The 24,973-nt window shown below is 37.5% G+C and carries 12 protein-coding genes; 11 read left to right on the top strand and 1 reads right to left on the bottom strand.

Going from position 1 to position 24,973, the window contains the following annotated elements; genetic code table 11:
* Positions 1 to 699 precede the first annotated feature (699 nt).
* The 5 genes from BUC21_RS12915 to BUC21_RS12895 are packed head-to-tail and all read left to right on the top strand — an operon-like array spanning position 700 to position 9,387.
* Positions 700 to 1,821: a carbohydrate-binding family 9-like protein gene (locus BUC21_RS12915; protein WP_073403080.1), complete on the top strand. Its 1,122-nt coding sequence runs from the start codon at positions 700 to 702 to the stop codon at positions 1,819 to 1,821.
* Entirely contained in the window at positions 1,818 to 2,912 is a 1,095-nt protein-coding gene (locus BUC21_RS12910) for a family 10 glycosylhydrolase (protein ID WP_073403078.1), read from the top strand. Before BUC21_RS12915 ends, BUC21_RS12910 begins: the two co-directional genes overlap by 4 nt.
* 11 nt (positions 2,913 to 2,923) lie before the next feature.
* A complete protein-coding gene (locus BUC21_RS12905; RefSeq protein ID WP_073403076.1) occupies positions 2,924 to 5,212 on the top strand; it encodes a GH92 family glycosyl hydrolase in 2,289 nt (762 codons plus the stop codon).
* Between the two features lie 50 nt (positions 5,213 to 5,262).
* Positions 5,263 to 7,923, top strand: coding sequence for a glycoside hydrolase family 2 protein (locus BUC21_RS12900; RefSeq protein WP_217653509.1), 2,661 nt, complete (start codon positions 5,263 to 5,265; stop codon positions 7,921 to 7,923).
* 9 nt (positions 7,924 to 7,932) lie between these two features.
* Complete coding sequence (locus BUC21_RS12895; RefSeq protein WP_073403074.1) at positions 7,933 to 9,387, top strand: glycoside hydrolase family 125 protein; 1,455 nt, start codon at positions 7,933 to 7,935, stop codon at positions 9,385 to 9,387.
* Between the two features lie 66 nt (positions 9,388 to 9,453).
* Here the strand turns inward: BUC21_RS12895 and BUC21_RS12890 are convergent, their stop codons facing one another.
* The gene (locus tag BUC21_RS12890; protein WP_073403072.1) at positions 9,454 to 10,605 is read right to left on the bottom strand and encodes an MraY family glycosyltransferase; all 1,152 of its coding nucleotides are present in this window, start codon (positions 10,603 to 10,605) and stop codon (positions 9,454 to 9,456) included.
* Positions 10,606 to 10,954: 349 nt separating this feature from the next.
* On the opposite strand from BUC21_RS12890, the gene BUC21_RS12885 reads away from it, so the two are divergent.
* From BUC21_RS12885 to BUC21_RS12860, 6 genes are all read left to right on the top strand, one after another.
* On the top strand, positions 10,955 to 12,046 hold the full coding sequence (locus tag BUC21_RS12885; protein WP_245797116.1) for a glycoside hydrolase family 88/105 protein: 1,092 nt from the start codon (positions 10,955 to 10,957) through the stop codon (positions 12,044 to 12,046).
* Positions 12,047 to 12,102: 56 nt separating this feature from the next.
* On the top strand, positions 12,103 to 13,029 hold the full coding sequence (locus BUC21_RS12880; protein ID WP_139261440.1) for a pectinesterase family protein: 927 nt from the start codon (positions 12,103 to 12,105) through the stop codon (positions 13,027 to 13,029).
* Between the two features lie 220 nt (positions 13,030 to 13,249).
* Positions 13,250 to 16,318 (top strand): SusC/RagA family TonB-linked outer membrane protein, encoded by a 3,069-nt coding sequence (locus tag BUC21_RS12875; protein ID WP_245797114.1) that lies wholly within the window; start codon positions 13,250 to 13,252, stop codon positions 16,316 to 16,318.
* A 12-nt stretch (positions 16,319 to 16,330) separates the two neighbouring features.
* Positions 16,331 to 18,349 (top strand): RagB/SusD family nutrient uptake outer membrane protein, encoded by a 2,019-nt coding sequence (locus BUC21_RS12870; RefSeq protein WP_073403088.1) that lies wholly within the window; start codon positions 16,331 to 16,333, stop codon positions 18,347 to 18,349.
* 172 nt (positions 18,350 to 18,521) lie between these two features.
* Complete coding sequence (locus BUC21_RS12865) at positions 18,522 to 20,249, top strand: pectinesterase family protein (protein WP_073403066.1); 1,728 nt, start codon at positions 18,522 to 18,524, stop codon at positions 20,247 to 20,249.
* A gap of 219 nt (positions 20,250 to 20,468) precedes the next feature.
* On the top strand, positions 20,469 to 24,899 hold the full coding sequence (locus BUC21_RS12860) for a two-component regulator propeller domain-containing protein (protein WP_073403064.1): 4,431 nt from the start codon (positions 20,469 to 20,471) through the stop codon (positions 24,897 to 24,899).
* Positions 24,900 to 24,973 lie beyond the last annotated feature (74 nt).

Genomic DNA, 24,973 nt, shown 5'->3' with positions numbered 1-24,973 from the left:
CTCATATAGTTTGAATAAGAAGAGCCGTGTGACGGGAGACTGTCACGCACGGTTCTGTGAGAGGCTTGAGCTGGAATGCTCAGGCCTACTCGACAACTTTATATTATTCTGTAGAACTGCAAAAATCAAAGATCGGTAAACTCCGGTCGGAGTTCAGTTGAAGTCCGACCGGAGTTTGTGCAATGTCCGGTCGGAGTTTATCCAACCTCTGGCGTGAGATTTTCAGCCATTCTGGAATAATTTTCATTCATTGATCAATGTCCCGTTATCTAATGCGCTTCCATTATTTCAAATCCAGCATTCTTTATTGAAACATTCCCCTACAGATTTATGGACTTAGCTCAATTTAGAGCATAACTTAGAGGTGTGATTGATATATAATTATCTTTTTGAAAATTATTGGTGAATAATTGAACAATAACTGGCCTATAATTTTTATTTATTGAGGTCTGGATAAAATTGCTTCACTATTCTTTTATTATATAAAATGGAATGCATATATAGCAAATTCTCTATTTTTATATGAGGAAGTCTAATAACTATAAAAAATACTTTTTAGTAATTAAAAGCATTTACTAATGAATCCCATTGTATTTAAAAAAAGTTTTTTTGTTTAAACCGAAAATTTAGCTGGATTTATTATATTTGTCCTCACTTAGTTAGTGATTGAGTGTTAAAACTTAATTTTTATAATATATAATGAAGATACCAACTTTTTATTCTTTTGCTAAAGGATTACTTTGCTTGTTTCTGTTTTTAGGATCAGTAATATGTTCAGCACAACCATCATTTCAGGGACTTGAAAATTTGTTTAATTCTCCAGAAAGTTATGTAATAGGCTATACCCCTGTAAAACCTGTAATTGATGGAAATATTACAGATGCTGCATGGCAAAATGTTCCATGGAGTAAATTTTTTAGAGATATTGAAGGTGATGCAAAGTCTAGTCCTTATTATCAGACAAGGGTTAAAATGCTTTGGGATGATAACTATTTATATATTGCAGCATATCTGCAAGATGAACATGTTTGGGCTAATCTTCACAATCACGATGAAATTGTTTATTATGATCATGATTTCGAGATTTTTATTGATCCAGATAATAATACACACCAATATTTTGAAATTGAAGTAAATGCCCTGAATACAATCTTTGATTTATTCCTTTCAAAACCTTACCGCAATGATTCACGTGAACTCATCGGCTGGGATGCTTCAGGTATGCGTTCGGCAGTGAAAGTTCATGGAACATTAAACAATTCAAAAGATAAAGATAAAGGGTGGAGTGTTGAATTTGCCATCCCTTTCAGTGCATTGTCTCTTGGCTCCGGAAAGAATATTCCTAAGGAAGGTACTTTGTGGCGCATTAACTTTTCAAGAGTAGAATGGGATACCATGATTGAGAAAGGTAAATATGTGAAGAAAACAAATGCTGAAGGAAAGGTTTTGCCTGAAAATAACTGGGTGTGGTCACCGCAAGGTGTGATTAATATGCACTGTCCAGAACGATGGGGGTACTTGTTATTTACAAAGAAACAGACTGAAAATGAATTTCCGGCTTTTATGTTGCCTTATGCTGAAAAACAAAAACAATATCTTTGGTTAGTTTACTATCGTCAGAAAGAATATCTGGAAAAAAATAAAAGATATGCATCTACATTGGATGAACTAAATATTACTCCTGTTAGTTTTAAACTGGATAATATTGAGAATTCTTTGGAAATGGAAGCAACAGCTCACCAGTTTAATGCAACTATCCGTTCATCAGGTAGCAATACATGGAGTATTAATGATGAAGGATTAATTCAAATCAGAAAATGACAAGTCGACGAAATTTTATTAAAACCAGCATCTTCGCCGGATTATCGATGTGTGTATTTCCTGATGTTTTGAAAGGTGCAGAACTAACTGAAAAAAAGAAAAAACATAAGTGGAAACACTGGGTGTGGGTAAATCCAAAAGATGGAGAGGATGAGGCAGAGCTTATAAAAAGATATAAAAAATATTACGAAGCAGGAATCCGAGGTATCCTTTTTGAAAAGGATAGCGAAATTCATTTCCGTGCTGCTAAATCGCAGAAACTGGAGACACATCGCTGGTTGTGGACTATGAACCAGGGAGATAAGGCTCTTCTTGAACAGCATCCGGAGTGGTATGCTATAAACAGAAAAGGAGAGTCGTGTGCAGATAAACCTCCGTACGTTGGTTATTATCGTTGGCTTTGTCCTTCAAAAGAAGAAGTACAACAACATATTCTTGATCAGGTAAATAGTATTCTTGAAAAAGACTATGTTGATGGAATACATATGGATTATATCAGGTTTTGTGATATAATTCTCCCTGTAAACTTATGGAATAACTATAAAATTGAGCAAACCAAAGAGTTGCCTGACTATGATTATTGTTATTGCGAAACATGTAAAAGTAAGTTTAAAGAGCAATCTGGCCAGGAACTTGATTCCATAGATTATCCTGAAGCTAGTCTCTCCTGGAGGAAGTTCAGATATAATTCAATTACAAACATTGTTAATAGTGTTGCTAAAATTGCTAAGAAACATGGTAAAAAAGTAACTGCTGCAGTTTTTCCAACTCCGGAAGTAGCGAGAAGAAATGTGAGACAGGATTGGGTTAACTGGAACCTGACAGGTGTTTTCCCTATGGTGTATCATGCCTTTTATAAAGAAAATGTTTCATGGATTGGCGATGCTGTTAAAGAAGGAGTTACCGGATTATGCTGTAGATTTCCTTTGTATGCAGGTTTGTATCTTCCTGATTTTAAAAGTGATGAAGAATTAAAAGAAGGTATCAGACATGCATTGGATAACGGAGCTGAAGGTGTCTCACTCTTTGGTAATATATCAGATAATGTGTTGGATATATTGAAAGATTTTTCGAAACATAAGAAAGAATAAATATAAATAATATGAGAAATAGAAGTTTATTAAGAGGTTCAATGAAAGGACTGCTTGTTTGTTTTTTCGCTACATCGTTTATACAGCCTTGTATAGGAAAACAAGTGAAAAAAAGTACTCGTTTGCAGAATCTTACACAGTATGTCGATCCTTATATTGGAACAGGATATCATGGTCATGTGTTTATGGGAGCTAATGTGCCGTTTGGAGCTGTACAGTTGGGCCCTTCTAATCTGACTCAAGGATGGGATTGGTGTTCCGGATATCATTATTCAGATTCAACTATTATTGGATTCTCCCATACTCATTTGAGTGGAACTGGTATTGGAGATCTCGGTGATATATTATTTATGCCTGTAACCGGAAAGGTTAAAATGGCAAAAGGAAAACCGGGAGTGCCTGAAAGTGGTTATTTATCTCTTTTCTCTCACAAACAAGAAGTCGCTCGTCCAGGATACTATTCTGTTTTGTTGAACAGATATAATATTGGTGTAGAATTAACTACTACAAATCGTGTAGGTTTTCATAAATATGTTTATCCAAAAACTGAAGAAGCTGGTATTATCATCAACCTGGAAAGTGGTATTGGATGGGATAATCCGATGGAAACATATATTACGGCCGAGAATGATAGTACTATTTCCGGATATCGGTTCTCTAAAGGATGGGCAAATGATCAGCGTATTTATTTTTATGCTCGCTTTTCAAAACCATTTAAAAGTTTTATAGTATCCGATACTACCGCTGTGCAGTCTGGTCGTTCACTGAAAGGTCGTAGAATTTTCGCAAGAGCTAATTTCAGCACCAAAGCTAACGAAGCAATCCTTGTCAAGGTTGCCATCTCTCCGGTAAGTATAGCTAATGCGAAATTAAATATGCAATCCGAGCTACCCGGTTGGAACTTTAAGCAAACGGTAGCCAAAGCCGATGCCGCCTGGAATAAAGAGCTGAGCAAGGTAGTGATAAAAGCAGATAATGCAGCCCGTATGCGTACTTTCTACACCGCCCTTTATCATACCATGATTGCTCCTTCTACCTTCTGTGATGTCAATAAGGACTACCGCGGTGCAGATAAGAAGATCCATACCAATGCCTCTTTCACTAATTATACCACTTTCTCATTGTGGGATACCTACCGTGCGGCACATCCGCTGTTCACCCTCCTTCAACCCGAGAGAGCCGGTGACTTTGTCAATACCATGCTTGCCATCTACCAGCAACAGGGTGAACTTCCCGTATGGCACCTGATGGGTAATGAAACCTACTGTATGGTTGGCTGTCCGGCAGTAACCGTTGTAGCAGACGCTTACCTCAAAGGCTTGAACATCGATAAGAAACTGGCTTATGAAGCCATGAAGAATACCATGATGCAGGATGGCAGAGGACTTAAATACGTAAAGAAATACGGCTATATCCCAGCGGACAGTACCGTTGAATCAGTAGCCATGGGTATGGAATATGCCATTGCCGACTGGAGCCTTGGGCAGGTAGCCCGTAAAGAAGGCTTTACAGAAGATTATAACTATTTCGATAAACGCGGAAAATATTATAAAAACTATTTCGATGCCCAGACAGGTTTTGCCAGAGGTCGTGTAAACGATAATACCTGGAGAACCCCGTTCAATCCATTTACCTCCATTCACCGCCAGAACGACTATACCGAAGGTAATGCCTGGCAGTATACCTGGCTGGTACCTCAGGATGTGGAAGGCCTGATAAAACTCTATGGCAGCGAAAAAGCCTTTACAAAGAAACTGGACTCTTTGTTTGTAGCTAAAGGCGACCTAGGCTCTGAAGCTTCACCAGATATCAGTGGCCTGATTGGACAATATGCACATGGAAACGAACCCAGCCACCACATAACCTATATGTATGCCTATGTGGGACAACCGTGGAAAACTGCCGATAAGGTACGTGAAATAATGAACACACTCTACACCGATAAATATGATGGCCTTTGCGGAAATGAAGACGTAGGTCAGATGTCAGCCTGGTATGTCTTCTCAGCCTTAGGATTCTATCCTGCAAATCCATCCAACGGATGCTTTGTATTCGGCAGCCCGGTAGTGAACAATGCCACCATCAATGTTGGCAATAATAAAACATTCACCATGAATGTACTCAATAACAGTGCTGCGAATAAATACATCCAGAAAATCACCCTGAACGGAAAGAACTATCCGAAATCCTATATCCAGTACAAGGATATAATGAAGGGCGGCACCTTGGTTATTGAGATGGGCAGCAAACCATCTTCCTGGGGTACATCTCAGGATGCCCGTCCACGTTCCGAAATGTAAGAGCCGGACAACTATAAAAAACAGCAACAGAACAAAACCGAACCATAAATATGATGAAAAAAAACAGTCTGATAGTCGCTTTTCTCTCTCTTCTCTGTGCAACGGGCCTTTTTGCCCAGAACCGCTATGAACTCAATAGCGATTGGAAGTGCAGATCAATAAAAGAAGAAAAAGCCTCGGGAGAGGATATCTCAAGCCCATCCTATACTTTGTCGGGATGGAACAACGCCGTTGTTCCCGGCACTGTTCTCACCACGATGCTTGCCAACAAAGAGATACCGGATCCTTTCTATGGTATGAACAACGAACAGATACCAGATATCTATAAAACCGGCCGGGATTACTATACTTACTGGTTTGTGAAGAACTTTAAAGGAGAACAACCTGAAAACGGAAACCAGGTATGGCTTAAATTCCGGGGTATCAACTATAGCTGCAGGATATACCTCAACGGTAAACTTGTTAATAAGGAACCGTATGAAGGCATGTATCTGCGCAAATCATTCAATATCACTAAACTGTTATCAAAGACAGGAGATAACCGCCTTGCTGTGATAGTCTTTCCTCCCGATCCTGTTGGTAATCCCAACGGAGGCCAGGGAGGCGACGGAACAATAGCACGCGGAGTCTCTCACCAGTATGTAGCCGGCTGGGACTGGATCCGCCCCATCCGTGACCGTAATACCGGAATCTGGGATAAAGTATATATTGAAAAGACAGGTTGCGTAAATTTAAGTGATCCGCATATCATTACTCAGGTTCCCGGCAAACGCACCCCCGAAGGCAAACAGAGCGAAGCCCTGATCAAAGTTTCGACGGAAGTAGAAAATGCTTCGGATAATGTCGTGTCGGGCGTGGTTAAGTTTTCAGTTGAAGGAAACGTAATCTCCAAAGAAGTAACCCTTGATCCTAATTCAAAGCAGACAGTTTCCTTACCTGTTTACAAGATGCAGAATCCCCGCCTTTGGTGGCCTTCCGGTTACGGCGAACAGAATCTATATAAATCAGAAATCTCTTTTGAAGAAAATAACAAAGGGATTTCAGACAGTGAAAGTGTTCAGTTTGGTGTAAGAGAAATCCAGACTCAGTGGAACCCGATTACCAGCAGCCGTGAAATACATGTCAATGGTCAGAAGATCTTTATCAAAGGCGGTAACTGGATTATCTCGGATGCGATGCTTCGTTTTACCCCCGAACGCTACGATGCTGAAATCCGCTATCACCGTGATATGAATCTGAATCTGATCCGTATCTGGGGTGGTGCGCTGGTAGAACGTCCTGAGTTCTATGAAGCCTGCGACCGCTATGGTATGCTTGTGTTCCAGGATTTCTGGATGTCCGGCGACTGCAACGGAAGATGGCTTGACCCTTTAAAAAAGGAAGATCAGTGGATACGCAGAAACTATCCGGATAACCACAGCCTGTTCCTGGAATGTGCAGCCGATATGGTTAAGATGGTACGTAACCACCCGTCACTTGCAATCTGGTGTGGCGGAAATGAAATTGCTCCCCCTGATGATATCCTGACTGTTTTGCGCGATTCAATTATTACCAAACTTGATGGTACCCGTATGTTCTTTGATTTCTCCAATACCGAGAGGATGTCATTAAATACCATTGGAGGAAACGGTGATGGTCCATACTCTATCCAACCCCTGAGTGTGTTTTGGAATCACAGGACCTGGCCTTTCAACTCGGAAGTCGGCTCAGTGGGAGTAGGTGATTATGAATCACTGAAACGCTTCATTCCGGAAAAGAACATGGTGCTTCCTGTTTATCACCCGAATGAAAAGCCAAATGAAACCGCCGATTCCGTATGGACTTACCATACCTATACCGGAGTAGGCTATGAAGGCTTCCTGGAACCTTACGGAACCCCATCGGATATCAAAGATTTCTGCATGAAGGCCCAGCTGGTAAACTATGATCAGTACCGCGGCCTGATGGAAGGTTTCAGTTCACACATGTGGAACTGGTACACCGGTGTAATAATCTGGAAGACACAGAATCCATGGACAGCCATGCGTGGTCAGATGTACGATTACTATCTAGATCCTAATGCCTGCCTGTTCGGTCTGAGAAACGGAAGTGAAAAGCTTCATGCCATGTGCAGTCCGGTTGACGGAACATTGATGCTTGTCAATAACGGCTTCAAGGCATGTGATAACCTGACGCTGACAGCAACGTGGTTTGATATGGACGGAAAGAGCAGTGAGATAACTCAGCAATCAACCTCTATTGATGCTTCCAGCAGCAAGAAACTGTTCTCCATAAAGAAAGAGCTTGATGCTCTTGCAAAGGAGAAAGGTGGTTTTCTCCGTCTTCAATTGATGGACGAAAGTAAACAGGTTTTAAGTGAAAACATCTATTGGCTTGCCGATGGAACAGGCAAATACAGCGGTCTGTCTAGAATGAATAAAGCTAAACTAAAGGTTTCAGTAAAACCATTGAAGGCAGGCAAAGTGGAAGTAACCCTTTCTAATCCGGCAAGTAATCCGGTTGCATTCTTTAACCGTGTATCAGTTATAGATAAGAAAACCGGTGAAAGAGTTCTTCCAGTATTTTACAGCGATAACTATTGCACGATTGTTCCTGGTGGAGAGAAGAAGATTGAAATAGAATGTAATACTTCTTCCAAATCACGTCAGGTAATTACTGTCGCTGGGTGGAATGTCGAATTACAAGAGATAATTATACCTAAAATTAAATAGAAAGATATTATGACTTCACGTAGAGATTTTTTAAAAAAAGGAGGACTGGGATTAGCTTCTCTGGCTCTTGGAGGAACGCTTGATTCTTATGGAAAAGCTGTATCCGGAATATTTGCTGAAAAGAATTATATTTCTCAACGTCCGGAACTGGCAAAGCGTCAATTTACTTCTAAGGCTGTTGAAGAAGCCATCGTTCGGGTAAAAAAGAAAATCAAAGATCCAAAACTTGCCTGGATGTTTGAGAATTGTTATCCTAATACACTAGATACTACAGTTCATTTTAAAATGATAGGCAACAGACCTGATACAGTTGTTTATACGGGCGACATTCATGCTATGTGGTTGCGTGATTCAGTGGGACAAACACTTCCTTATTTGCAGTTAGTAGAAAAAGATCCACAATTGAAGCTAATGTTTCAAGGACTTATAAATCGTCAAAACCAATGTATTTTGATTGATCCGTATGCAAATGCATTCAATGAAGGACCAACTGGAAGCGAATGGGATAGCGATCTGACAAATATGAAACCAGAACTTCATGAACGTAAATGGGAAATAGATTCTTTGTGCTTCCCTATTCGTCTGGCTTATAATTACTGGAAGAAAACTGGTGATACATCTGTTTTTGATTCTACTTGGGAAAAAGCAATGCATGCTGTAGTTCGTACTTTTAAAGAACAGCAGCGTAAAGATGGATTAGGTCCATATAAGTTTCAGCGTAAAACTGAGAAACAATTAGATACACAATCCAATGATGGATATGGTTCACCGGTGAAACCTGTCGGACTTATAGTTTCAACTTTCCGTCCTTCAGATGATGCTTCTACCTTTGGCTTCCTGATACCTTCTAATCTTTTTGCTGTAAAGTCATTAAAACAATTAGCTGAAATATTGCGCAGTGTGAAAAATGATACAGCTTTTGCGAATGAATGTGAAGCTTTGGCTGATGAAGTAATGGCTGCAATTAATAAATATGCTATAATTGAACATCCAAAGTATGGAAAGATATATGCTTATGAAATAGATGGTTTTGGTGGCGTTTTGTTAATGGATGATGCTAATGTTCCAGGATTACTTTCATTGCCCTATCTTGATTGCGTATCAGTAAATGATGAGATTTATCAGAATACTCGTAAATTTGTATGGAGTGAAGATAATCCTTACTTCTTTAAAGGTACTGCAGGAGAAGGCATTGGTGGCCCTCATGTTTCACATGTAGGTCTTAGCATGATTTGGCCATTAAGCATAATCATAAAAGCAATGACTACTTCGGATGATAATGAGATTAAAGCATGCATAAAAATGTTGCGTGATACAGATGCTGACACTGGCTTTATGCATGAATCTTTCGATAAGAATGATCCTAAGAACTATACTAGAAGCTGGTTCGCATGGTTAAATTCAACCTTTGGTGAATTGATTATGAAATTGGATAAAGAAAATAAATTGTATTTACTTTCCTAAATATTAAGTTATTATTTTTTATAATTAGTAAATTTGTTATCGAGTAAACAATCTTTAAAAAGGTGTTTACTCGATTTCATTTTTACGATCCTGAAATTCTTCTTTTGGGAATTTTACAAGAGAAGTTATTAGTAATTTCTTTTTGTATCTTTGATAAGAAATAGCTTTATTGCAAATATATATAGTGATCACATCTGTCATAAATATAATATTTATGTCTATATATTTTGCTCCCCAGTAGTTAGTTAGAGCTATAATTATAGCTGCAGAAACCAGTATAAGCATTGCGCTTCGTTGAGAAATACCTATATCAACTAATCTATGATGTATATGTCTTCTATCCGGACAAAACATACTTCGATGAATGCATAGTCTGGTATACATTACTTTTATAGCATCAAACATTGGAATAAAAAGAACTGAACCTGCTGCAAGAATTGAATTTGAAGGATAACTGTCAGACAATTCAGGAATATTCATTGCTAATCTGATTCCAAGAAAAGATAATAAATAACCAAGTAAAAGTGATCCTGTATCTCCCATAAATATTTTGTTCTTACTAAATACATTATAATAGAAGAATGCAACCAAGATACCAAGCATTGAAAAACAGATAATAGAAAAACTCCATTGTTTGCTAATATAAAACATATATCCATAAATAATTAAGGCTAATGCGCTTATTCCGCTAGCTAAGCCATCTATCCCATCAATCAGGTTTATGGAATTAGTTATAAAAACACATAATAGCATGGTAAAAGGAATCCCAATAGCTATTGGAATCTCATATATTCCAAATAAGCCATAGAAATTATTTATATATGTGCCACTGGATACCAAAAAGACAGAAGCAATAAATTGCATGATGAATTTCTTTTGGTAACTAACTCCTGATAAATCGTCTTTTATACCTGTTATATATAAAATCAACATGCCACAAACTAACATCATAATAATGCCCAATGTTTCTAATTGAAAGTTCCAGACATTTACTTTAATATAAAGTACGATTAATATGACTAGAAGAAGAACGGGTAAAAAAGAAACACCTCCTAAACGTGGAACAGGATTTTCATGTAGTTTTCTTTCGTCCGGAATGTCGAACAAGCTTTTTTTTCTTGAAATTAGTATGATCTTTGGTAGAATTATACTTTCAATTATTAGCGATAGGATGAATCCCATAGCTATAAATACGATACGAACTTTATACTCTTCCATAATCTTATTTATATGGTTGTTAGTAAAGCTTTTTAATAAAAAAAATATTTTGTTTAAGCTGCAGAAAGAATAGGACTATGACTAACTTTCAAATATAAAACACGCAGAATAGCTTAAAAGTTCTCGTTTTAATAATTGGGCAATTAAAAAATACACTATTTAACCCAAAAAGTACACAGATATATAGTACATAGTTTCTATTTTTGTGTCTGTTATCAATGTAATACTATAGAAATCTATAATGATGATTAAAACAAATTTGAAGACTGCTTTCTTAGGCGCTTTATTATGTGCTTCACAGTTATTTGCTCAAGAAAAGGTATCTAATACATTACCTTGGTCTGTACGTATGACAGAATCTGAAATGATTCGTTGTCCGAAATCCTGGCAATTAGATTTTCAGCCAAAACTAAAATGGGACTATTGTCATGGATTAGAACTTGGAGCAATACTAGATGTGTATGATATGTATGGTGATAAAAAACTATTTAACTATGCATTGTCTTATGCTGATACAATGACTTATGAAGATGGTAGCATTGAAACATATAATCCAAATGAACTTAGTTTGGATCGTATAAATACCGGTAAATTCTATTTTCGTATCTATGAACAAACGAAAAATGAAAAGTACAAGAAAGCACTTGATCTTTTAAGAAAACAGTTCGATAGCCAGCCTCGTACATCGGAAGGTGGTTTTTGGCACAAGAAGGTTTATCCTCATCAGATGTGGTTGGATGGTATTTATATGGGATCTCCTTTTTATGCAGAATATGCTTTCCGCAATAACCGTCCACAAGATTATGCTGACATAATTAATCAGTTTGTTGTAATTGCCCGTCATACTTACGATCCTGCAACAGGTCTTTATCGTCATGCATGGGATGAAAGCCGTGAACAGAAATGGGCAGACAAGAAAACCGGTCAAAGTGCTCATTGTTGGGGACGAGCTATGGGATGGTATGCTATGGCTCTTGTCGATGCTCTTGATTATATTCCAAAGCACGAAGCTGGTCGAGATTCAATGCTAAACATACTTAATAATGTTGCAGCTCAGATAAAAAAATATCAGGATAAGAAAACCGGACTTTGGTATCAGGTAATAGATAGAAGTGGAGATAAAGGAAACTATCTGGAATCTTCTTGTTCTACTATGTTTGTATATACATTGTTCAAAGCTATAAGAATGGGATATATTGATAAATCTTATCTGCAAGTTGCCGAAAAAGGATATAAAGGAATTCTCCGCGATTTTATTGAAGTTGATAAGCAAGGTGTTATTTCAATAACAAAAGCTTGTGCTGTTGCTGGATTGGGAGGTAATCCTTATCGTGCGGGAGACTATGAATATTATATCAATGAAAAAATCCGTTCTAACGATCCTAAAGCTGTAGGTCCGTTTATTCTGGCTAGTCTTGAATGGGAAAGACTTCATAAGTAATTTAATAAAATACAAGAAAAATCATGTTTGTGAAACTAATTAAGACTTTTATTTTAATGACTGTTTTTTGTACCGCAGCACACGCTCAGGTGCAGGATACAATAGTTGTAGCCCGTGATGGGAGTGGTAAATACAGGAATATTCAAGAAGCAATAGAAAGCGTACGCGCTTTTATGGATTATACGGTTACAATTTATATAAAAAAAGGAGTATACAAAGAAAAAGTAGTTATTCCATCCTGGGTTAAAAATGTAGTTTTTGTCGGCGAAGATGCCAATAATACAATTATTACTTATGACGATCATGCGAATATTAATAAGATGGGAACATTTCGTACCTATACAGTAAAGGTGGAAGGTAATAATATTACTTTCAAGAATCTGACCATTGAAAATAATGCAGAACAATTAGGACAAGCTGTTGCTCTTCATACCGAAGGAGATAAACTTGCGTTTATTAATTGCCGATTCCTTGGAAATCAAGATACTATATATACCGGGGCAGAAGGAACTCGTCTTTTGTTTGCCGATTGTTATATAGAAGGAACTACCGATTTTATATTTGGTCCATCGACTGCATTATTTGAACGATGTACTATTTACAGTAAACGAAACTCATATGTTACTGCTGCATCTACACCTAAAGATATAAAGTTTGGTTATGTATTTAAAGAATGCAAACTTACCGCTGCTCCCGAAGTTACAAAAGTGTATTTGGGTCGTCCGTGGAGACCATATGCTGCTACTATTTTTATGAATTGCGAATTAGGAAAACATATTCTTTCTGTAGGATGGCATAACTGGAACAATACTGAAAATGAAAAAACAGTGCGTTATGCTGAATATATGAATACTGGTGAAGGTGCTTCTACTCAAAGTCGGGCAACATGGAGTAAACAGTTAAAGAAAAAAGAAGCTGCAGAATATACTACAGAAAATATATTTAAAAGAAATGATGATTGGCTAGTTACAGTAAGTAAATAGCAAAATTAAATATTTAGAAAATCGGAGTGGATGCGAAATAGCGTCTACTCCGATTTTTTTATATCAAAAAATCTACATAATATATCAAAATATCGACATAATATTACTTTGTAAAAAGATACATTTGTTCAAAATAACTGTTTTAAATTTTTGTTTAAAATAAGTGTTTTGAATACCTTTATATTATCCTTAATTTAAAACTATAAAAATGCACAATCTTATGAGTCGAAAAACGTTAGCCAGAATGGCAATTGTATCTCTTTTATTGAGTATCTTTTGCCTATCTTCTTTTGCACAGAACCATTTGGTCTCAGGTGTTGTTACGGATTCAAGTAACAGTCCCTTAATTGGAGTAAATGTTTCTATCGTTGGTACGTCAACTGGTACAATTACAGATATTGACGGAAAATATTCACTTTCTGTTCCAGCAAACGGAAAACTGAAGTTCTCTTTTATTGGTCTTGTAACGCAAACAATTGTAGTAGGTAATCAGACCAAAATAAACGTTCAAATGGTTGATGAGGCCAAGAGTCTTGATGAAGTTGTGGTTATTGGTTATGGTACAGTAAAGAAACGCGACTTAACCGGATCTGTTTCTTCTGTAAAGGCCGATGAAATAGCAAAGGTGTCTACAAGTAATGCTATTCAAGCTATGCAGGCAAAAGTTCCAGGTTTGGATATTCAACAATCAGATGGACAGTCTGGTTCCGGAGTAAAAATGACTCTTCGTGGCAACCGTTCTATTTCAGCTACAAATAGTCCTCTAATCTTGGTAGATGGAGTAGAATATGGTTCTACACTTGATATTAGTCAGTCGGATATTGAATCTATGGAGATCTTGAAAGATGCATCTTCTACTGCTATTTATGGAACAAAAGGTGCTAATGGTGTTGTAATTATAACAACTAAACGTGGTAAGGCTGGTAAAACCCAGATAAACTTCAATGCTTATGTATCTTCCAACAGTCCAACAAATGTTCCGCAAGTTATGTATGGAACAAAGGAAGTACAACGCCTTATTGATAAAGCTAATTATCAGAAAGATTCGGCTGTTGGCGGTACTTGGGGAGGAAGCAATCTGACAGCAAAAGATGTTTTGACTGAAAGTCTGGCAGATTTTACAGAATATGAAATCTATCAGAATGGTTCCTATACTGATTGGGGAGATTTGATTCTTCAGAATGGCTTGACTCAGAACTACGAAACATCAGTATCAGGGGGTAATGAAAAAACCAATTTCAATATGTCTTTAGGAGCTATGTACGAAGAAGGATTGATGAAAAGAGATAACCTTGATCGTTACAATGTAAAGGTAAATATTGATCATAGACTTAGCAACTTGTTTAAAGTAGGAACTAGTTTACTTTATACATATAAGGATCACAATGCCCGTCAGTCAAGTGTATTCTCACAAGCATTAAAAATGACTACTATAACTCATGCTTATACAAAGGAAGGAGTAATTATTCCTCAGCCAAACCCTCGTTATTCGGCTCATTGCAATCCTTTACTTGATGAGACAGAAGGAGTATATCAACATGATATTGAAACTTCCCGATTCTTTGGAAATGCATATATTGAGGCAACTCCAATGAAAGGCTTGTTATTGAAGTCTATGTTTGCAGTAGATCGTACTAATACTCGCGATGGTCAATATCAGGATTATCAAAGTGTTGCTCGTTATCAATCTCCGGGAACAGGATATATATCTTCTGATTTTTCTAATAAGACAGGTTTTACATGGGAAAATACATTGAACTATAATACTAACTTTGGAGGTTCAAAACATGATCTTACAACTCTGTTAGGGCATAGTATGAATCAAAGCGTATATGAAGTAAACTCAACTTATGGTGACTGTGGCAAAGAGCATTATTACAAAAGTGCATTCTATGATTTATCAAAGATCACGACTTCAAAAACTACTAGTACTTATACCAAACAGGCTATGTTGTCATTCTTTGGTAGATTTAATTATAAGTTTGATGAAAAGTATCTGTTAACAGCTTCTGTTCGTGCTGATGGTTCTTCTTGTCTGGCAGATGGACATAAATGGGGATACTTCCCTTCAGTTGCTGCAGGATGGAGAGTTTATGACGAATCATTCATGGAAAGTACAAAGAATTGGTTATCTAACCTGAAGTTACGTGCTTCATGGGGACTTTCTGGTAATGCTGCAGTTGATCCTTATAGTACGCTTACTTCATTAAGTGATTATGATGTTTATTATTACTTAGGAGCATCAAATGTTGCTGGTAAAGTTCCTAGTACAATGGGCAATAAAGATTTAACATGGGAAAAAACTTCATCATATGATATCGGTCTTGATTTTGGCTTTTTCAATAACCGAATTTCAGGAACTGTAGACTATTATATTAGTCACACTAAAGACTTGCTTTATTACAAGAGTGTTCCGGCATCTTCCGTATATCCAAGTGTTTTGGCTAATATTGGAGAAACAAAAGGGCAAGGACTTGAAGTGGCTTTGAATACATTAATTGTTAAATCTAAAGATTTTTCATGGGATGTAAGTTGGTCTTATTCAACATCAAAAGACGAAGTAACTAAGCTTGCTGAAGGCATTGAAAGAAATATCAATGGCGTGACAGGACAAATTGTTGGAGAACCGGTTCTTATTTATTATGATTATGAAGCAAATGGTTGCTGGAATGTTGGTGAATATGATGCGTATAAGACTGCATGGGCTCAACGTCATCCAAGTGAAACAATTGGTTATTTATCAGCTTATGGCGTTCCCGGAACTATAAAGCTCATTGATAGAAACGATGATGGCAAGTTAGATGATAGCGACAAACGTATATACCAACGCTCTCCTAAACATTTGTTTGGAATGAATAACACCTTTACTTATAAAGATTTCTCTTTATCAGTGTTGCTTTATGCTCGCTTAGGTGGTTATATCTCTTATGATATGAACTCTCAGTTAAATTATGAGACTGCAAACTGGGGTAATTTGGACTATTGGACTTTGAATAATACCGATGCAAAATTCCCAAGTCCGGGTGCTGCTAGTACTATATACTCTACTTATGGTACTTCTTTGAAATATGAAAAGGCCGATTATCTTAAGATTAAAGATGTTACTTTAACTTATAACATACCTGCTAAGGTTGTTAATAAAGTGGGTATTCAAAGATTTAAAGTATTCGGTTCATTAAAGAACTTCTTTACTTTTAGTGGTATAGATAATTATGACCCAGAACGTGGCGGATCAATTTCTTTCCCATTAGCAAAACAGGTTGTTCTTGGTGTTAATGTTCAATTCTAAATAAAAATGATTATGAAAAAAATAGTATATATTCTTTTAGCAGCTTCGTCTTTAATGTTGAGCACAACCTCTTGTGCTGATTTTCTGGAAGAAGACAATAAGGTAGGTCAAACTGCCGATCTTTCCTATGCTACTTCTTCTGGTATACAGGGACTGGTATCTTCATGCTACAGTTTTGCCCGTGGCTGGTATGGAAAAGAGGCTGGATTAGGACTTTCTGAAATGGGTACCGACTTGTTCTATTATGGCTATGATAACAAGCAAAAATCATTGAACTCATATAACATTGCAGCTCAGAGTCTGGATGATAACTCAAGTGATAATGCTTGTCTCGATCATTATTGGGAACTTTTCTATAGTGCAGTCGATGTATGTAATAATGCTCTCTATTATATACCTAAAAATACGGTAATTTCAGAAACTTTGCATAGTCAGTATATGGGTGAAGCTTATTTCCTGCGTGCATTTTACTATCTGCACATGGTTAGTATCTGGGGACCGATACCTTATAACAGCGAACCTATCACTGCTATAGTAACTGATCCAACCCGTGTTTCCGAAGAAGTTATTTACAGTAATATACTTTCAGATTTGGATAATTCAATTGCTGCGTTCGAAGCTGCAAACTATAAAGTTAAAACAGATGGTCGTGCTAATTATTGGGCTGCAAGAGCTTTGAAAGCACGTACATTACTTTATGCTGCATCATGGCTAGGTAAGAATAGTATAACAACTAATAAGAATTATTCAGGAAAAGACCTTTATGCGTTAGCTCAGGCAGAGTCAGAGGCTGTTATTGGTAGCGGTGTAGCTTCTTTCTATACAAACTATGCTGATACCTGGTCTATGACTAACGAAGATATTACAAAGAATAAAGAGTCAATTTGGGGAGTTTCTTATTCTTCTGATATTGCTACTACAGTAAACTGTATTCCTTACAGATACAAAAAAGATACAAGCGGCAATAAATTGTCATATAACTCATTGATTACCCGTACCGGATATACTCGTGGTGGTAGTGCCATGTTATTAATGTTTGTTTCAATGTGGAATAATGGTGCAACAGATTTGGGTGGTGATGGAAAAGAAGTATTTGTTCGTGTAGGAACTACAACTACATCACATTTCGTAAAGAATACAGTTACCGGTACTTCTGTTGATGTTTCTTCTACTTATTCTCCTTACGGACGTGGATTTACACGTTATTTGCCATCACTTTATTTGTGGAACCTTCTGGAAGAACATCGCGCAACCGATCAGCGTACTGCTGCAACATTGCTTGATGCCTATACAATTGCTCCGGGACTGGAAGGAAGTTCTACAAAATATAAATCAATGAAAGATACTGCAATTTATTATTGCCATCTGGATGGAAACTCTGCAGAAGGAAAAGCTAAACAAGCATGGGCAAAGAATCGTTACCGTATCCAGTTTATGAACGGTGGTGATATTCCGGTCTATACATCTTCAGATCCTGCTACAGCGAAGCCAACAGAAGCAGCAAAGGTAACTTCTGATGTATACGGTGACGGCAGATACAATTCATATAAGATTGCCGGATGGTGCTCATACCCTGGAATCAAGAAATTCCTGGATAATGTATATGATCCTAATTATCCAACATGGGATATCTCCAGTCGTGATGCAGTTGTTCTTCGTTTGGCCGAAATGTATTTAATAAAGGCCGAATGTCAGCTATATACTGCTAATGGAACTGCTGCAATGGAAACTATCAATGCACTTCGCCAGGTTCGTGCAATTAGTGGAAAAAATAATTCATTGAGTGGCACTGCTACTCTTGAAACTGTACTTCAGGAACGTGCTATTGAACTTTGCGGTGAGCAACAACGCTGGTTCGATTTAAAACGTACCCATACATTGGTAGATCATGTGAAGAAATATAATGCACAGGGAGCCGGACAGATTAAAGAGAATCATTATTTACGTCCAATTCCTCAGTCTCAGATTGATGCTGTTACTAATTTCTCTTCAACATCCGGTCAGGGATTCTGGCAGAACGCAGGTTATTAATAAAGTATATAAATCTAAATTTCTTTTGAAAATTGAGAAAGCTGTGGATGTGATATTCGCAGCTTTCTTTTTTCTATTGGTTAATATTTCCACATAATACAATAAAAAGTAGACTATTTGTCTCTTCTTTTTTTGTAAACTTGCAGTCTGAATTTAAAATTGTATCGATATCATGAAAAATAAACTCGTTCTTTTATTGCTTGCTTTCTTTTCTCTTTCTGCCTTTAAGACAGATCGTGTGATAACTGTTTTTATGATTGGTGACTCAACGATGGCTAATAAAACGATTGAAGGTGGTAATCTTGAGAGAGGTTGGGGGCATGTGCTTGCTGGATTCTTCAGCGAAGATATCCGGGTGGATAATCATGCACAAAACGGACGCAGCTCAAAAAGCTTTATTGACGAAGGCCGTTGGGAAAAGGTTATTAGTCAGGTGAAAAAAGGAGATTATGTTTTTATACAGTTTGGCCATAATGACGAAAAACCCGATTCTGCACGTCATACCGATCCAGGTACAACTTTCGATGCAAACCTACGCAGATTTGTAAACGAAACACGTGCTAAAGGAGGAATACCTGTTCTTTTCAATTCAATTGTTCGTAGAAACTTTATTCGTCCGCAAGATAAGGATATGAATAACGATGCTCGTAAAGAACCGGGTAAAGAACCTGCTGCAGTAGAAGGAAATACACTTTTCGACACTCACGGAGCTTATCTTGATTCTCCTCGTAGAGTAGCAAAAGAACTTGGTGTAGCGTTTGTGGATATGAATAAGATTACACATGATTTAGTTGAAAGCATGGGACCTGTGGAGTCTAAAAAACTATATATGTGGGTAGCGCCTAACACTTGTCCTATTGCACCAAAAGGTCGTGAAGATAATACTCACTTGAATATATACGGTGCCCGTAAAATTGCCGGACTTACTGTTGATGCTATTGCTAAAGAGGTTCCCGGATTAGCTAAATATGTGCGTCATTACGACTATGTGGTTGCTAAAGACGGAAGTGGAGACTTTTTCACTATTCAAGAGGTTATTAATGCTGTTCCGGATTTCCGTAAAGCTGCTCGTACCACTATTTTGGTACGCAAAGGTGTGTATAAGGAAAAATTGGTTATTCCTGCCTCAAAAATAAATGTTTCGTTAATTGGTCAAGAAGGTGCTGTGATATCTTATGACGATTATGCTTCGAAGAAAAATGTGTTTGGAGAAGAAAAATCGACCTCTGGTTCTGCAAGTTGTTATATCTATGCTTCCGATTTCTATGCCGAAAACATTACGTTCGAGAATACTTCCGGTCCGGTAGGACAGGCCGTTGCTGCTTTTGTTGATGGTGACAGAGTTATGTTTCGCAATTGCAGATTCCTGGGCTTTCAGGATACACTTTATACCTATGGAAAAGATAGCCGTCAGTATTATGAAGATTGCTATATTGAAGGAACAGTCGATTTTATTTTCGGGTGGTCAACCGCTGTCTTTAATCGTTGCACCATTAATAGCAAAGGCGATGGTTATATAGCTGCTCCTTCTACTGATATGGGCAAACCTTATGGATATCTTTTTTATGATTGCAAACTTACTGCCGATAAGGGAGTGAATAAAGTGTATCTGGCTCGTCCTTGGAGACCTTATGCACAGGCTGTTTATATTCGCTGTGAAATGGGAAAACATATTTCGCCCGAGGGATGGAACAATTGGGACAAGAAAGAAGCTGAGAGAAATAGTTTCTTTGCCGAATACCAAAGCAAAGGCGAGGGTGCTAGTAATGAGACAAGGGTTTCTTATTCTCATCAGCTCACTAGTCTGAAAGACTATGATATTGAAAAAGTACTGGAAGGGCAAGATAACTGGAATCCTGTGAAAAACGGAGCGGACAAAATTGTAACTGTTGTACGCTGATTCTAAACCTGTCGTTATATATTTTTTAATCCTTGTACAAAACAATTAATTCTTCTGTACAAAAGAATGTAATGTTTTGTACAGAAGAATTCAATCTTTTGTACAGGGAAATAAAAAGCATTGAGGTTCTTTTGTTATTATATTACTGTTAGATGAAAATCACACTCTTTATTTGTGTATTTTTGAATCATGTTTTTATAAGCTAATAGATACACAACTATGAAAAATTTTCTTTTTATATTTCTGTTCTGGGTAGCTGGATTGTGTGGTTATGCACAATTAAGATGCTCTTTTACACATTATTCTTCTGAAGATGGTTTGTCGCAAAATACAGTGATGAGTATGCTTCAGGACCATAAAGGAATTATGTGGTTTGCCACTTGGGATGGAATTAATAAATTCAATGGATATACCTTTAAAACTTATAAGGCACGGCAGGGAGACTTGATCAGTTTAACAAATAACCGTGTGGATAGGATGGTTGAAGATACCAACGGTTATATTTGGGTACTTACGTATGATAACCGTGCGCATAGGTTTGATCCCGATACAGAAACATTTATTCAGGTCCCTTCTTCGGGTGAGGCCAGTACTACCAATATTACTTCCATTGAAGTTATGAAGAATGGTACAGTATGGCTGCTCACAGAAAACGATGGGGCTATCCGTGTATTGACCGATAAAAAGACTCACAAACTCACAACTTACATATATTCACTGAAGACAGGGCAATTTCCTGCTCAAAAGGTCAATAGGGTTTACGAAGATGCTGCCCATAATGAGTGGATGCTTACAGATAATGGGTTGGCCATGATTCGTCCGGGACAAACAACACCGACATCTTATTTTGTAGAAACCAAAGATGGTCGTCATCGTCTTAATCAATCTTTTTATTCCTTACAGGAAACCTCAACCGAGATATTCTTTGGCTCGGATAAAGGTAGGGTATGGAGAAGTCAGAAGAGGGGAGGACGTTTTCAATTACTTCAGCTTCCTACAAAATCGAACGTAATCTCGGTGAACGCTGTCTCGCCGGATGAAATGATATTTTCCACAGCCGATGATGGATTCTTCACTTATCAGTTGAGTAATAAGGAAGTCATGCATTACTCAACAATTACTTGTGCAGATTTTCCTTCAAATGTAATAGCATCTGTTTATGTAGACCGTTTCAAAGAGGTGTGGTTTGAACTTACCGGTGCTGAGGGAGTTACCCATTTTAATCCGCATACCAATAAAGTAAAACAAGAAATTGTAACTACTGAGCCTGGAAGTGCTGCGCGTTCACAACCGCCTTTCCATATTCATGAAGATGTGAATGGATATCTTTGGGTGCATCCTTATGGTGGAGGCTTGTCTTATTTCGACAGAAAACTGAATAAGATTATTCCTTTTTATGACGAACCTGGTTCTCCAAACTGGCGTTTTTCGAATAAACTCCATTCTGCCATGTCCGACAGACAAGGTAATTTGTGGATGTGCACCCATTCAAAAGGACTCGAAAAAATTACTTTCCTCGATAATCAGTTTCATTTAAGTATTCCGTATCCTCACGATTACGAATCTCTGAGCAATGAAACTCGTGCCATATTCGAAGACAATAACCGAAACCTTTGGGTAGCTTTTAAAGATGGTACATTGCGTATATATGATCCGCTTCGTAAATATATAGGATATCTTACTGAGGCCGGAACAATATCTCAAAGCGGACCTAAGGTAAAAGGTGTAACTTACTTTATGACTCAGGATAAAAAAGGAATTATCTGGATTGGAATGAAAGGAGGCGGGCTGGTGCGTGCCGAGAAAGTAGGTAACCGGTTTGTTTTGTCTCGTTTTAATTATAGCGAGGATGATATATACAGTCTGAGCGACGATAATATTTATTGTATTTTTGAGGATCATAAAGGCAGAATTTGGGTAGCAACTTATGGAGGTGGAATCAATTATATTGATCACGATAAGAGTGGAAAGACCATCTTTATCAATCATCGCAATAACTTGAAAGGATATCCTATCGATCGTTGCTATCGGGTTCGTTATATCACCGAAGATGCTAAAGGCAATATCTGGGCAGGTACAACATCCGGAGTGATTTCTTTCAAAGATAATTTTGCGAATCCGGAGGAAATTCAGTTTAATCGTTATTCGCGTGTGCCGGGCGACTTAACAAGTTTAAGTAATAACGATGTGCACTGGATTCATCCAACTAAGAAAGGTGAACTATATCTGGCAACTTTTGGCGGAGGACTAAATAAGCTAATCTCTGTTTCCGGAAAAGATAAAGCCGTTTTTAAATGTTATACAGTAAAAGATGGTGCACCATCCGATGTATTGCTCTCTATTCAGGAAGATACAAAAGGTAATTTGTGGATTAGCACTGAAAATGGATTAAGTAAATTTATTCCTTCTCAGCAAAGATTCGAAAATTATGACGACAGAAGTTTTGCAACCAAAGTGAAGTTTAGCGAGGCTACATCGGAAATAACTGCTAATAATCACATATACTTTGGTACTACTAGCGGATTCCTGTATTTCAATCCGGCGGCTATTCGTAAAAGTACCTATGTGCCTTATATTTATTTGTCGCAGTTGATGGTAGCCAATAAGGAAGTTGCTCCGGGAGAAAAATCTGTTTTGAAAGTCTCATTAGATGATACTAAGGAACTTGAACTTTCGCATAAAGAAAATATAGTTACTATTCAGTATGCAGCTCTCGATATGAGAAACTCTGAAAACATTCAGTATGCGTATATTCTCGAAGGATTCGATAAGGAATGGACTTATGTTGATAAACAAAGAACTGCAACATATACCAATTTACCCAAAGGCGAATATGTATTCCGGGTGAAATCTACCAATAGTGACGGAGTGTGGGTAAATAATGAGCGAAGCCTGAAAATAACTATTCTTCCATCTTTCTGGGAAACGCCGTGGGCTTACATTATTTATTTTATTTTAATTCTGGCTATTATTCTCATTGCGGTATTTATTCTGTTTACTATTTACAGATTAAAGAATGAGGTATCTGTTGAGCAGCAAGTTTCGGATGTTAAACTTCGCTTCTTTACAAACATCTCGCATGAGTTGCGTACACCGTTAACGTTGATTGCCGGTCCGGTAGAACATGTTCTTAAAAACTCTGAGTTACCCGATGAAACGCGCGAACAACTAAACTTAGTGAAGCGCAATACAGATAGAATGTTGAGGCTGGTAAATCAGATTCTCGACTTCAGGAAGATTCAGAATAAGAAGATGAAAATGCAGGTTGAAGAGATTGAACTGGTCTCTTTTGTTCGTCGTATTATGGATAATTTTGAATCCATGGCAGAAGAACATCATATAGATTTTGTATTCGAGCATGATAAACCACAGATGAATCTTTGGGCAGATGTAGACAAACTGGAGAAAATTATATTTAATCTACTATCCAATGCTTTTAAATATACTCCTCAAGGTAAAATGATCAAGGTCTTTATTAAAGACGAAGGCGCATCTTTGGCTATTGGAGTAAGAGATCAGGGTATTGGAATTGCTGATAATAAGAAGAATTCTCTTTTTACACGCTTTGAAAACCTGGTCGATAAGAATCTTTTTAATCAGCCAAGTACAGGTATTGGTCTATCTTTAGTGAGAGAATTGGTAGAAATGCACAAAGCTACAATTCTAGTAGATAGTAAATTGGGCGAAGGAAGCTGCTTTACTACACATTTCCTTAAAGGCAAGGAACATTACGATGAAGGAGTAGAGTTTATTCTTTCTGATTCAAAGAATCCGGAATTGAAAGAATCAGTTCAGTATACCGCCGATATTCAGAATGAAGTTCTCTCTAGCGAGACTGTTGATACTTCTGAAGAGATAGATCCTTCAAAAGAAACAATGTTGTTGGTAGAAGATAATGCGGAATTGCGTTTCTTCCTTCGCAGTATTTTTGGCTCTACATTCCAGATAATTGAAGCTGCTAATGGTAAGGAAGGACTGGAAAAGGCACAGAAATATGTACCTGATATGATTATCAGTGATGTAATGATGCCCGAGATGGATGGCATAGAACTAACTAAGGAACTGAAAGAGGAAATGACTACCAGCCATATTCCTGTTGTTCTGCTTTCTGCTAAATCTGCAATAGAAAGCAAATTGCAAGGGCTTGAATATGGTGCTGATGATTATATTACTAAACCTTTTAGTGCTACTTATCTCAAAGCTAGAGTGGATAATCTGTTGGTTCAGCGAAATAAATTGCAGGAGCTTTATCGTGCCAATCTAATGGAAAAACCTCAGGAAGAGAGCGCAACTCAGCCTGAGCTGTCTCCGCACGATCGCAGGTTTATGGATAAGCTTATGGAGCTGATGGAAAGAAACATGGATAATGGCAATTTAGTTGTCGACGATTTTGTACAGGAAATGGCTGTAAGCCGCTCTGTGTTCTTTAAGAAACTAAAGATGCTTACAGGACTTGCTCCAATTGAATTCATTAAAGAGATGCGGGTAAAAAGAGCCGCAAAGCTTATTGAAACCGGAGAATATAACATGACTCAAATTTCTTATCAGGTTGGAATCAATGATCCACGCTATTTCAGCAAGTGCTTTAAGCAGAAGTTTGGAATGACTCCAACCGAATATAAGGATAGTTTAGGTAAGAATTATAAATAATTTATTTGATGTATGGAAAAGCATAATCTAATATTCTGGATTGTAGTTGTCCTTCTTTTGGCAGGGTTGGCAAC

This window comes from Bacteroides luti, from assembly GCF_900128905.1.
Lineage (GTDB): Bacteria > Bacteroidota > Bacteroidia > Bacteroidales > Bacteroidaceae > Bacteroides > Bacteroides luti.
The sequence above is the reverse complement of the archived record's forward strand: the minus strand, read 5'-3'. Positions and strand labels throughout refer to the sequence as shown.